14 protein-coding genes are annotated in these 11294 nt (G+C 67.5%); 3 read left to right on the forward strand and 11 right to left on the reverse strand.

Going from position 1 to position 11294, the window contains the following annotated elements; genetic code table 11:
- Positions 1-511: 511 nt before the first annotated feature.
- The 11 genes from E1287_RS45150 to E1287_RS39035 all read right to left on the reverse strand — a co-directional run bounded on the left by E1287_RS45150 (position 512) and on the right by E1287_RS39035 (position 7951).
- Positions 512-1243 (reverse strand): hypothetical protein, encoded by a 732-nt coding sequence (locus E1287_RS45150; RefSeq protein ID WP_207934727.1) that lies wholly within the window; start codon positions 1241-1243, stop codon positions 512-514.
- Between the two features lie 227 nt (positions 1244-1470).
- Positions 1471-1656: a hypothetical protein gene (locus tag E1287_RS45155; RefSeq protein WP_207934728.1), complete on the reverse strand. Its 186-nt coding sequence runs from the start codon at positions 1654-1656 to the stop codon at positions 1471-1473.
- On the reverse strand, positions 1653-1853 hold the full coding sequence (locus E1287_RS38995; protein ID WP_165969417.1) for a helix-turn-helix domain-containing protein: 201 nt from the start codon (positions 1851-1853) through the stop codon (positions 1653-1655). The genes E1287_RS45155 and E1287_RS38995 overlap by 4 nt, the downstream gene beginning before the upstream one ends.
- The gene (locus E1287_RS39000; RefSeq protein WP_243719736.1) at positions 1850-3538 is read right to left on the reverse strand and encodes a replication initiator; all 1689 of its coding nucleotides are present in this window, start codon (positions 3536-3538) and stop codon (positions 1850-1852) included. The genes E1287_RS38995 and E1287_RS39000 overlap by 4 nt, the downstream gene beginning before the upstream one ends.
- Positions 3535-4995, reverse strand: coding sequence for a cell division protein FtsK (locus E1287_RS39005; RefSeq protein ID WP_243719737.1), 1461 nt, complete (start codon positions 4993-4995; stop codon positions 3535-3537). Before E1287_RS39005 ends, E1287_RS39000 begins: the two co-directional genes overlap by 4 nt.
- An 86-nt stretch (positions 4996-5081) precedes the next feature.
- Entirely contained in the window at positions 5082-5390 is a 309-nt protein-coding gene (locus E1287_RS39010) for a hypothetical protein (protein ID WP_131970452.1), read from the reverse strand.
- A complete protein-coding gene (locus E1287_RS39015; RefSeq protein ID WP_131970454.1) occupies positions 5390-5674 on the reverse strand; it encodes a hypothetical protein in 285 nt (94 codons plus the stop codon). The genes E1287_RS39010 and E1287_RS39015 overlap by 1 nt, the downstream gene beginning before the upstream one ends.
- A complete protein-coding gene (locus tag E1287_RS39020) occupies positions 5674-6033 on the reverse strand; it encodes a plasmid replication, integration and excision activator (protein WP_207934729.1) in 360 nt (119 codons plus the stop codon). Before E1287_RS39020 ends, E1287_RS39015 begins: the two co-directional genes overlap by 1 nt.
- 186 nt (positions 6034-6219) lie before the next feature.
- Entirely contained in the window at positions 6220-6951 is a 732-nt protein-coding gene (locus E1287_RS39025; protein WP_165969418.1) for a GntR family transcriptional regulator, read from the reverse strand.
- A 320-nt stretch (positions 6952-7271) separates the two neighbouring features.
- On the reverse strand, positions 7272-7487 hold the full coding sequence (locus E1287_RS39030; RefSeq protein WP_131970458.1) for a hypothetical protein: 216 nt from the start codon (positions 7485-7487) through the stop codon (positions 7272-7274).
- Between the two features lie 260 nt (positions 7488-7747).
- Positions 7748-7951 carry a hypothetical protein gene (locus E1287_RS39035; RefSeq protein ID WP_131970460.1) on the reverse strand — a complete coding sequence of 68 codons (204 nt, stop codon included), beginning with the start codon at positions 7949-7951 and terminating at the stop codon, positions 7748-7750.
- A 411-nt stretch (positions 7952-8362) separates the two neighbouring features.
- On the opposite strand from E1287_RS39035, the gene E1287_RS39040 reads away from it, so the two are divergent.
- From E1287_RS39040 to E1287_RS39050, 3 genes are all read left to right on the forward strand, one after another.
- Positions 8363-9247: a DUF5919 domain-containing protein gene (locus E1287_RS39040; protein WP_131970462.1), complete on the forward strand. Its 885-nt coding sequence runs from the start codon at positions 8363-8365 to the stop codon at positions 9245-9247.
- Entirely contained in the window at positions 9244-10056 is an 813-nt protein-coding gene (locus E1287_RS39045) for an inositol monophosphatase family protein (protein WP_131970464.1), read from the forward strand. The genes E1287_RS39040 and E1287_RS39045 overlap by 4 nt, the downstream gene beginning before the upstream one ends.
- Positions 10057-10612: 556 nt before the next feature.
- On the forward strand, positions 10613-11080 hold the full coding sequence (locus tag E1287_RS39050) for a hypothetical protein (protein ID WP_131970466.1): 468 nt from the start codon (positions 10613-10615) through the stop codon (positions 11078-11080).
- Positions 11081-11294: the final 214 nt, after the last annotated feature.

Here is an 11294-nt window from a genome sequence, read left to right on the forward strand (position 1 = left end):
CCAGAAACGCTGGGTCCAGCGCTGGAAGCCCGCCCTGAACGCCTTCCAGATCGCCTTCGAAGGCCGCCTCACCCCAACCACCCACTGACCACCCAAACCCCAAATCAGCCGTTAACTTGACACTCCCCCAACCCGTCCCCACCTGCGTCGGAGGCCCGTTCGGGGACGTCAGGCGTGTGCGGCTGTGATCCACTGTGCGCGGTCGTCCGCCGGTATCCGCGGAACAGTCGCGGAACGCGGACCCGAGGGTGGGGCAGCATAGGGGCGGTTTGTTCCGCGCGTTCCGCGACAGGGATAAGAGGAGCCCCGAGCGCTGCATCGATGCGCCGGTTCATGATCTCCTCATCGCCGTCGATGCAATGAGCATATGTGCTCTGCAACATGGCCACCGAGTGCCCAGCACGAGCCGCCACGTTGGCCGCCGGCACCCCGCCGTTCAGCCAGAGCGACAGGCATGCGTGACGCAGGTCGTACGGCCGTTTGGCGAGGGGCGTGGCGAGCTGCGCAGCCGTCAGGACGCGTTCGCGAGCCCGCCGCCAACTGACTCATAGCTGACGGGCGCGAGGCGATTGCCACGCTGACTGCGGAACAACCGGCCGTCTTCGGCCGCGCCGAACTCATCCACGTGGGCACGCAAGATGACGACCAGTTCGGGGCAGGCCGGGACCGGACGCTTCACCCCGTCGGCACGTGCCTTGAGGCTGCGGGACTGGTGGTACTGGCCGTCGTCCGTCCACTGCTTGCCCGAGGCTGGGCTAGAGCCTGCCAGCAAGAGACGGCCCCAGCCAGTTGCCGGAAGTTCGCAGTCGTCCAGGCGGAGCGCAACCGCCTCCGAGGGACGCAGGCCCGCGAAGTACAGGCAGGCGAAGAAGGCATAAAGATGCCGACCCACCCGAGGGGCGACAGCCGGGACTGCCGCCAGCAGCGCGCGAGCCTGCCGAGGGTTGGGAACCTGACGAGGGTCGACCTGTTCCGCCGTCTTGGGTGCCTCCCACCGGACACCACTGAGCGGATTTGCCGGAAAGACTTTGAGTTCTACGGCGTAGTCCAGGCAGGAGCGGAACACGGAGAGCCGCCGCATGACGGACTTGGCCGCCGCCGGTTTCCCGTCGAGGTTGACCGCCATGCCGTCGAGGGCATTGCGCAGTGCCGCCGGGTCTTCCAGGTCAGCCAGTGGAATGGATTTCTTGGCCAGCCATGCGAGGGCACTTGCAATCTCTGGCGGAGGTTCCTGCTTTTCCATGCGCTGCCAGTTGAAAGCCCACGTCGCGAGGGTCCGGTGCAGGATTTCAGGGCCAGGTGCCCCCCGCTCGTCCACCACTAGGCCCCGAGTGACCGACGCCAGGCAGTCAGCCACAGTCGCGCGGGTCTTGGCCGCGCTACCAGGCCAGTTGCGAGCCGCGTACTCCCGAGCGTGGTCGTACCAGGAGCCGGACTTGTGAGTCCGTAGCTTCGATTCGGGGAGGCCCGTCACCGTGTCGAAGGCTTCCCCACGCCGAGCCGCCTGACGAGGTCAGAGCGGTAACGCTCGGCCAGGGTTTTTGAGACGAACCATTCTGATTTCTCTTGCCCGTTCACGAGCCAGCGGACGCCGAACGGACGACGGCGGTTCTTCACGGTCTTTATGGACCAGAACCGCACCTGATACGACATCATGCCGCCGCGCCTCCCTGCTCTAGGGAGTCGATCCAGGCGAGAACCTCGGAACGGCGGAAACGAAGCTCACCGTTGGGCAGCTTGAGGCCCGCAGGAGCCCGGCCCGTGGAACGCCAACGGTAGAAGACGTTCCGATCCACGTGCCCGCCCAACTCGGCGAGGACCTCTTTCGTGGTCATCAACTCACTGCGCTTCACGCTGCCTCCGCAGTTGCCGAAAGTTCTGGGGTGGGGTTGTGGGTCGCCGCGTCGAGCTGGCGACGCCGTTGGATGCGTTCGTCGATCAGGAGCAGGAGTCGTTGCTCGGTGGGTTTGACGTCCGGGTCGCCGGGTCCGGCACGCTCCCAGACGTGGATCGCGGTCGGGTCGGTGGGGTTGGTGACGGGGATTCCGGCCTCTGCCAGCCGCGCCAGCACCCAGGCTTTGCGGTCGGCTTTGTGATCGGCGAGGGTCTTGCCCGACCATTTGCGGGAGACCAGGACGCGGCGGCCGCCGTAGCCGAGATGTTCACGACGGTGTGCCTTGCCCTTGCAGAACCCCGGCGTCATGCCTTTGCGCGGATTCTTGGGCTGGACGCCATAGCGCAGCCAGTTCGCGCACGTCGGTGAGCACGGCTCGTAGCGCAGTGCTTCGGCCATCCGGTCGACGTGTTCGCGCTGCGCCTCAGTGTCCGGAGCGTGGCATTCAGCCACGCCCTTGACCAGGTATTTGGTGAGGTATCCGATCAGCTTGCGGGAGTCGGGAGTGTCGGCCATGACGCCCTGAGCGTCGATCTGCCGTCCGAACCGCACCACGTGCAGAGGTTCGACATCCTCGGCCGCGCCGAGGGCATCCAGTGCCTCATCCCAGATGGGGAGGACTTCCCCGGTCGCCGGGTCAAGGTAGCCGCCGTTCTCGCCCGCCGCGTCGTCCCAGACCGGGAGCCGCTCCCCCTCGAACACCACGCGGTCGGTCGAAGGCCACCACACCTGGTGGTAGGTGGCCGCCACGACCTGACGCAGTTCCGCCCGCGAAATCGTCCCGCGGATGGCCATGTGCAGGTGCGGAGCCAGCCGCCGTTGGGGTTCGACTGCCGCGAAGTACTGCACGTCGTAGCCGACGAACCGGCGCAGGTTCTGCACGAACCGATCCACCAGCTTGGAGAAGTGCAACGCGTCCCGCGCCGCCCGCACGTAGTCATAGGAGTCCGGGTCGACCGGCGTCCCGTCGCTGCGCACCCTCCCGTAGGAGTCCAACGTCAGGGTGAGGAACAGCGAGGGCCGGAAGGTTCGACCGTCCCGGCCGCGGAACACCTTGCCGAGGGTGCGGGAGTCGACCGGCCGCCGAGGCAGATCCGGAGCGTCCTGCCGCCGCCGCGTGGACCGGGTCCGCCGGCCCCTGGACTCTTCACCGGTCTTGAGGGCACCGCGCACGCCCGAGCGTGCCAGCTCGTGATCCAGGTCCCGGACAACGGCGTCCCAGAACTCGGCGTCTTCCCCGTCCGCTGCGCCGTCCTGGGCGGCCTTGTCGCGTGCCGCCGTCGCGTGTGCCCGCAGTTCCATCCACGCGCGTTGTTCGGCGTCGGGGTCGGCGCGGGTGATGACGGGTTCGGTGGTCAGGTGCCAGCCCTGACGGCACTGCACCGCGCGGAGTTTGCGCTTGCGTTCGGCGCACGAGGGGCACACCGACGCCAGCGTGTGCCCGCACGGCACGTACACCACCTCGCCCGCGCCCGTGGCCAGGTCCACCCGCCGCATCGGCACCGGCCGGATACAGACACCGTGGTCGACCGCGACCGCTTCCAGCACGCCCCGCGCCAGCGGAGGCAGGGTCTTGACCACCGGTTCCGGCTCGGGCGGGGAGGTCGCGTCGACGTCGGGGGCGTCGAGGGTGGGTTGCCTCATGCCGCCCCCTCAACCTCGGGCAGGGCGAGCGCGACCATGTCCCGGATGTCGCTGTCCGAGACGTACTCGGCCCGCACCCGCACCGGATCCGGACTGGTTTCCAGCCGGACGAACCCCACCCCCGCACCGACCTCGGGGACCGAGGAGATCTGGTCGGCCAGCGCACCCCGATCCCGAGCACCATCGCCGAGAACCATGTCCACTTGTTCGTCTTCGTCCAGGCGCAGGGCGATGCGGTCGGGGTACAGGTTGCGCAGGTTGTTGACCTCTTTGCGGGCGTCCTGCTGCGCCCCGATCACGCAGTACCCCACCGACCGGCCCTGCGAGGTCAGTACCGCCAACGCCGACTCGGCCCGCTTGCGCAGGTCGCGCTCAGGGCAGTAGGCGGTCAGGAACGCCAGCTCATCCACCACGATCACCCGGAACGGGAACTCGTGCGACGGCGTGAACGAGCGGGTCAGGCCCGCGAAGCGGTTGGCGCGGGCGTTCATGTCGGCGGCCGCGTCTTCTAGCAGCGCGACCATGCCGCCGGAGGGGTCGGAGGAGTAGCGCCCGTACCGCTCGAACAGAGGGCGGCCGAAGGACAGTTCCATGCGTTTGGGGTCGACCGCCCACACCTCCACCAACCCGCCCAGCATCCACGGCAGCACCGCGCGGATGGTCGACCAGATCACCGAGCCCTTGCTGGACCCGGTCGCGCTCGCGATCAGCACGTGCGTACCGAGCAGCCGCAGCAGCCACGGGGAGCCGTCCTCCTGGCGCCCGACTGGCAGGGCGGTCAGGTCGACGTCGGCCGCATCGGGGATGGGGAGTGCGGGGATGGGTTCGGCGAGGGCGTCACGGCGGACGAACTCCAGCCAGACCCGGCCCGGCTTGTTCCCGTCCCGCACGCGGACGAGCGAAGCGCCGAAGCCATGCGCGAGGTTGACCGCGACCCGCTCCCACGCCTCCGGAGCCTGCCCCTTGAGCATCCGCACCAGCACCCGATCCGACGTCGGGCCGCAGCGGACGCGGACGAGGGAGGGCAGGTACTCGCGGCCCTTGTGCACCTTGGTCAGGCCCGCGGTGACCAGGACGGGTTGCCAGTGCCGCCGGTACACCCACACCCGCCGCCACCGCGCCCGGACCGGACGAGCAACCCAGCGGACGAAGGACGGACGGTCCACCCGCGCCCACACGCCCAAACCAGCAGCGACCAGGGCCAGGACCAGGACGGGGACGACCCATCCGTACCGGACGCCGAGCCAGCCCAGCCCGGACGCGACCGAGACGGGGACGATGTTGCGGACCAGAAACACCACCGTCCGGACCAGGACGCGGACGGCGTTGACGATCAGAACGAGCCCTTCGGGCATGTGCCACACCGGGGGCGCCCACCTGGGGGCGGCGAACGGGTCGTGTTGTGCTTCGACCGCGACGTTCTCGCCCGGTCCGAGCTTGCGGAACTCCCATGCCATGATGGGACGCTCTTTCACTTGTGCTGATCAGGGGAGAGAGAAGCGGGGCGGCCGGAGGTACCAGCTCCAGCCGCCCCACCCAGACATCAGGCCGCCGTGCCCTCGACGGAATCGGCCGGTTCGGCGTTGAGTTCGTGGAGCCGCTCCACCTCGGCGGGGTACCGGGCGAACGACTCGGCCAGCTTGCGCGCGACGGCGAGGTCCCTGGCGGTCGGGGCCTCCGGGTTCGTCGGCGTGATGATCACGTCAGCGCTCGCGTGCGACAGGGAGATCTGCGCCCGCTTTTGGCCGCTTCCGCACAGCACCGAGACCTGCTCGTCCGGGTGCAGATGCACCGACGTGCGCGCCGTCCCGTCCGGGTCGACACAGACCGTGGTGTAGCTGTAGGACGCCATCACGCCACCGCCTTCCCCGAGGACCGGCCGGACGGACGACCGGAGGAGGGACGGCCGGAGCGGTGCAGCCGCTCTACCTCCACCGCATACGCCGCAGCCTGTTCGGCCAGCCGCCGCGCGAACTCGACGTCACCGGCGTTGACCCGCTCGGGCAGGGTGAAGGTGACCAGCATCCGACCGGCCGACACCGTGAACAGCGGCGTGCGCGCCCGGAACGGCTTGAACTCCACCGAGGCTCCGGGGTCGATCGGCAGCGACAGCGCCGACATGCGCCCGCCCGCCATCACGCCGCATCCTTCGCGGCCGCGCCGCCGTCCTTGCCCGCCGACCGGCCCCCGCCGCCCTTGAGGTTGGCCGGGCGCATCGCCGACGCCTTGAGGCTGTAGGCCAGCCGCCCGGTACCGGAGTTGACGTACGGCGTCACCGACAGGCCCTCGAACTCCACCGGCACGAACGGGAACCCCGCCGGAGCCTCCGGCATGATCGGCTGCACCGGAGCCGACAGCTTGACCTTGAACGTGCCCTTCGACTGCGGGTCGGCGTCCAGCACCTCCACCGCCCACACCAGCTCGCCGGACTCCTTGTCCCGCGCCTGCACGAAGTTCTCCTTCGTCGACCGGTCGAAGTCCCGCACCGGCTCCACACCGCCCTTGATGAACGCCCCCGAACGGGAACACGTCCCCGAACGCGACCTTGAACGGGCCCTACACCGCCATGATGATCGCTCCTGCTCGGTCAACTGTAGGTCAGTTGACCTATCAAGTGATCCGATCATAAGGCTACCCAGCTTGGTCTATCAAGTAACTAACCGGCGTGTGGCCGGATGCGGTCACGCCAGCGGGTAGGCGTCTTCCAGTTCGTGCATGTCAGCGGGCAGGACCGTGTCGACCACCAGCAGGGGACTGCCAGCAGCGTCACGCGCAGTCGCATAGACGACGAGGACCGGGACGTCTTCACCCATCGACAAGGCGGACGCTTCCTCGCCGGTCGGCATCCTCGCGACAATGTGCTCGATGACATGATCGAACGTCACGCCCTTGCGCGATTCCAGGTGTTGCCTCATGCCCTGTTTCAGCGGCTCAGCACTGGTCAGGTCCGTCCCCTCCGCAAGCTCCAGAGGCAGCCACAGGGACAGGAGTTCAGACGGCGCACCGTCAGCCGTCAGCAGTCGCCGGCGAACGAACGCCTTGCCGGACGATCCGAGGACGAGAAGCGAACGGATGCGGTTCGGAGCGTCGACCACACCAGCGGCCAGCACCTCACCGGGAATGGCCGTTTCGGAGCCCGTCAGCCGAGTCTGTCCCGCTCGCGCGCTGTCCAGGGAGGCCAAAGCAGGACGCCCGCGGACGAACCGGCCCTTGCCCTGCCGGGAGTCGATCCACCCCTGATCGCGGAGAACTCGCAGGGCCGCCACCACGGTTGGCCGACTCACCCCGAACTCGTCAATGAGCTGGTGTTCGCTGGGCATCGCCGAACCGGGGGCGTACCGGCCCGCTTCGATGCGCCGTTGAAGCTCCGTGACGAGCTGGGCATACTTCGGCGGCACGGATTCAAGGCTCATATCTCGACCGTCCATCATCCGACAGGTTGTCTTACCAGGTCAGATCAATGTACGCCCAACGCACCCTGCCTGTCACGACTATCGGACTCCACCACGCCCCGGTCACGCGCTTGGAACAGTCGTCCCGAACGCCTCAGCCATCCTGTCCGCCAGCTCCAATGGCGTCTCCGCTTCGAGAAGCACCCACCGCTTAGCCCAAGGCATCACAGCCCACCACCGCGACGTGTGCCGTCCGAACCACACTGACGACCCAGGAAACCGGCGCTGCAGGGTGACGACCGCCCTTGTCACATCATCCGGAGTGTCTCCCGCCCACGACGTCACGGCCGGGACCTCTGCCGGTCAGGCGCCGTCGACTCGGCCATGAACGCGGTGATCCGTTCCGCCGCCCCGTCCAGGTCGGTTACCGGGTGAACGTTGTCGACCCGCCACCAGGACACCTCGCCCTTGCGACGGTTCACGACGACGTAGCCGACGACGTCCGCGGTTGTTCCGCCCGCCCGAGTGATGGTCAGTCCGGGAACGGCGTCACGCATCTGGACGCACAGACCGCGCATGACCAATGCACGGCACAGATCACCCAACACCCGAAGTTCGCCGTCGCGGGAGATAGAAGAACCCATCACCTATAACTCGCTTCCTTGGAAGCAGAGCCGGAGGCGCGGGGCTTGGCCCGCCTGCCGCTCGCGATCACGGGGGGCGTTTGAGGTGATCACGAAACGGGCCGTCCTCGCCGCGCCTCCGGCTCTGCCGCTCAATGCGCTCATGGGCCAGCCCGTCAGGCCAGCCGCAAGCGCTAGTCGAAGTGGTCGTCCGCCGACCCGTTGAGCTGCCCGGCCTGGCCGGTCACAAAGCGAGCGACCTGGGCTGCCGCGCCCGGCACGTCGTCAACCGGGTGCTTACTGTCGTCGCGCCGCCAGGTGAACGTCCGCCCGGAGGCCCCGACGAACACCCACACGAACAGACCCGGATTGGCCGTACTCACCAGCAGCCCCGGCATGCTCTTCGTCCAACCGGACCGCCAGGCCCAGACCGAGGAGCGAGGTTCGCAGGTCAGCCAGAAGCCGCAACTCGAAGTCCCGCGCGTTCACGACTCCGCACCGCCCTGCCGCTCGGACGCCCGGCCCGTCCCGGAGCAGTCGGGGCAGCGGTCCTGACGGCTCTCAGCCGGAACGCCCGCCACGTGCCCCGGCGCCAACGTCCGTCGCGCCACACGCCGCTTGACCCCGCGTCCCCTGCAAGAGGTGCAATCGCTCGCCATGACGACACCGTGCCAACAAGTCACGTTGCGTCACGACGCCTTGATCATCTCGTCTTGGACGTCAACGTCTTGCAACTGTCTCGACTTTGTCTCGTCTTCGATCTCGTGTCGCGCCTAGCCTGGTGAACGCCCACCCAGAGAGGACGGCCGGTGTCCCCCCAACCGATCCTGTTGCAGGTCATGATCCGTCAGCGCCGCTTACATCGGTACGGCATGTTCCAGGCCGCCTACAACGAGGCCGCCAAGAAGATCTCGCCCGAACTCACCGGCACCGCACCCAGCCGCGCCCAACTCCACCGCTGGACGTCCGGCGAACTCAAACGCCTTCCCTACACCGATCACTGTCGCGTCTTAGAGGCGATGTTCCCCGAGTGGACCGCCGACGAGCTGTTCGCCCCATGCCCGCCGCACGTCCTGGCGGACGAGCCCGCCGCCTACGCCCCCAGCGACGAACGCGCCGACCTCGAATCGACAGCCGACCGGGTAGGCCCGAACCCCTACGCCGACGTCACCGCCGTCTTCCCCACCCGCGCCGAGTTCTCTTTCGCGCACCCGCCGCACGCTCTACTCGACGGTGCGAGCAGCATCCGGGCCGCCGGCCTTTCCCTCAACATGCTGTGCCAGCAGTACCCTGACCAGCGGCTCTACCGCCTCATTGAGGGCGGCACCGCCCTGCAAGCGCTGTTCTTGGACCCCGAAGGCGAAGCCATCCGAGCCCGTGAACGGGAGGAGGGTTACAGCGACAACCACCTCACGACCCTCACCCGCCTGAACATCGAGGTTTTGACCCGCCTACGGAGGCGACTGTCACCCGAGGGCCAAGACCGGCTGTCCGTTGCCGTCTACGACGAGACGATCCGGTTCAACATCACCCTCATCAACGACAAGCTCTGCGTGATGCAGCCCTACCTACCGACCGCCCGCGGAGTCGACTCGCCCACCTTCCTCGCCGAGCGCAACGCGACCGGCAGCGGACTGTATGAGACGTTCGAAGAGATCTTCAACGCGCTATGGGAACGAGGCCGCACCGTATGACCGACGCACCCGCAGCTCTACTGCCCGTCGCACTCAAGGCGGCAGAGATAGCCAGCGATCTAGTGCGCACACGCGTCCCCGGCCTTCTCACCGCCAAGGGCGACCGCGATATGGCCAGCGAAGTCGACTACGCCGTAGAACGCGCCGTCCGCGACCACCTCAAAGAGCGAACCCCCAACATCGCCATCCTCGGCGAAGAAGAGGGCATCAGCGGAGACACAACCGGCGAACTCCTCTGGGCAATCGACCCGATAGACGGCACCGCCAACTTCGTCCGCAACATCCCCCTCTGCGGCATCTCCATAGGCCTCATCGAACGAGGCCGCCCCGTGGTCGGAGTCATCGACTTGCCATTCCTCGGAACCCGCTACCACGCAGCCCAGCACACCGGCGCCTATCTCGCAGACCGCCGCATACAAGCCAGCATGACCACCACCCTCAAAGACGCCATAGTCGCCATAGGTGACTATGCGGTGGGCGAGAACGCCCAGGCCAAGAATCGACGACGCATCGCCCTGACCGAACGCCTAGCCGCGAACGTCCAACGCGTCCGCATGCTCGGATCGGTAGCGATTGATCTGGCCTGGGTAGCCGAAGGCAAGTTGGACGCCAGCATCACCCTGTCCAACAAACCCTGGGACATGGCCGCAGGCGTAATCATCGCCCGCGAAGCCGGAGCGAGGGTCACCGACCAAGACGGCACCGACCACACCCTTGCCTCGACCGCCACCGTCGCCACGACTCCCGCTCTGAGCGACGACATCGCATCCCTGATCAAAGCCGTGAACGACGCCCGCTCACGTAGCTAAACGCCGGCAAACCCGCGCTACTTTGCCGAATTTGGCTGTTTTGGATCAAGGGGCGGCGGCGCTCAGGCCGCTGCGCGGCCCCGCGCCAGGCCGCCCGGAGCGTGCGGCGTGGGCGCCGGTCACCGGACGGCCGCGCCAGGCCGCGCGCCGCGCCACATCCGCCGGCCCGCCCCGACCCGGCCCGGCGCGGGGTACGCGCCGCCACCTGGCCGCCACGCTCGCGAGAGGCCAGTAGTCCACGTTTGGCCGGTTTCCAGTGGTCGGCCGGGCTGGAAAGACGGTCATCCATGAGGCTCACGGAGCTGCTAGGCACGGATTGGTAGTTGGGTGCACAGGATCCGGGACAGGCGCTAGCTGTGCTTACTACTTGGAGTAGTTGTGATCATTTCTGTGCGCGCGTACAGCTAAGGACCGTGCCCCGAACAGGCGCACTTCGAGGCCGCAGGAGGCGGGCATAGCGGGCAAGGTGATCTGCCCTAGCCAGGGAGCCCTCCAGGATTTACCGTGAAACGGTTGCTACGAAGTCCGTCTCATGTGCTCATCCCAGGAGGGTGCGATGTGGAGCTTGCTGGCCGACAGGGCATTAGTCGTCGGGCTACAGGCAACGCAACCAGAGCCGTGGCAGTACTACACGGTAATGTTCCTCGGCACGATCATTGGCATAGCAATTGCAGTATTTGTCATTAATCGCTGGGTGGAGCCTAAAGCTCTTCGAGAGAGGGATGAATTGGAGCGTCGGGTGGCAGCGGAACAGGCGCGTCGGATCGCCGAGGGGGAGGCCATGCGGGAGGCCCAGGAGGCCTGGAAGGCTGAGCGGGAGGCTGCCGAGCGCAAAGCCGCCCAGTGGAGGGCCGCCGAACTGGAGGCCGAGCGAGCAGAGGCCGAGCGAACAGCCGAGCGCACGCGTCAGGCCCTTGCCCAGGAGGCCGCCGAGATCGCGCGTCGGGCCGAGATAGACGCGCTTCGGGCTGCGGAGGACCTGCGTCGTACACATCACCAGGACAGGTATTGGCTCCCGGACTGAAGCAGCACGGAGCAATCGCGGAACGGACGGCCCCAGTTGTACACGGTGGGGCCGTCCGTTTGCTGGTCAGGGGGTGGTCAGTCGTCTTCTTGGTCACTCCACCCTGCCGAGTGCAAGCGCCGTACATCGTCGTCCACCGAACCGTCACCAACCGGCCTCAACCTGTCCCACCTGCGTCGAAACCACGTTCGGGGACGTCGCGACGGGGTGGGAG

Origin of the sequence: Actinomadura sp. KC06 (assembly GCF_004348735.1) — a bacterium.
In the GTDB taxonomy this organism is placed as follows: Bacteria; Actinomycetota; Actinomycetes; order Streptosporangiales; family Streptosporangiaceae; genus Spirillospora.

Bases quoted from the DNA above. Each gene is read 5' to 3' on its own strand.
- E1287_RS39025 (WP_165969418.1), bottom strand. From the start codon at position 6,951: ATGAGCCTTGAATCCGTGCCGCCGAAGTATGCCCAGCTCGTCACGGAG.
- E1287_RS39015 (WP_131970454.1), bottom strand. From the start codon at position 5,674: ATGGCGGGCGGGCGCATGTCGGCGCTGTCGCTGCCGATCGACCCCGGA.
- E1287_RS39045 (WP_131970464.1), top strand. From the start codon at position 9,244: ATGACCGACGCACCCGCAGCTCTACTGCCCGTCGCACTCAAGGCGGCA.
- E1287_RS39035 (WP_131970460.1), bottom strand. From the start codon at position 7,951: ATGCCGGGGCTGCTGGTGAGTACGGCCAATCCGGGTCTGTTCGTGTGG.
- E1287_RS39000 (WP_243719736.1), bottom strand. From the start codon at position 3,538: ATGAGGCAACCCACCCTCGACGCCCCCGACGTCGACGCGACCTCCCCG.
- E1287_RS39030 (WP_131970458.1), bottom strand. From the start codon at position 7,487: ATGCGTGACGCCGTTCCCGGACTGACCATCACTCGGGCGGGCGGAACA.
- E1287_RS45150 (WP_207934727.1), bottom strand. From the start codon at position 1,243: ATGGAAAAGCAGGAACCTCCGCCAGAGATTGCAAGTGCCCTCGCATGG.
- E1287_RS39005 (WP_243719737.1), bottom strand. From the start codon at position 4,995: ATGGCATGGGAGTTCCGCAAGCTCGGACCGGGCGAGAACGTCGCGGTC.
- E1287_RS39010 (WP_131970452.1), bottom strand. From the start codon at position 5,390: ATGGCGTCCTACAGCTACACCACGGTCTGTGTCGACCCGGACGGGACG.
- E1287_RS45155 (WP_207934728.1), bottom strand. From the start codon at position 1,656: ATGATGTCGTATCAGGTGCGGTTCTGGTCCATAAAGACCGTGAAGAAC.
- E1287_RS39050 (WP_131970466.1), top strand. From the start codon at position 10,613: ATGTGGAGCTTGCTGGCCGACAGGGCATTAGTCGTCGGGCTACAGGCA.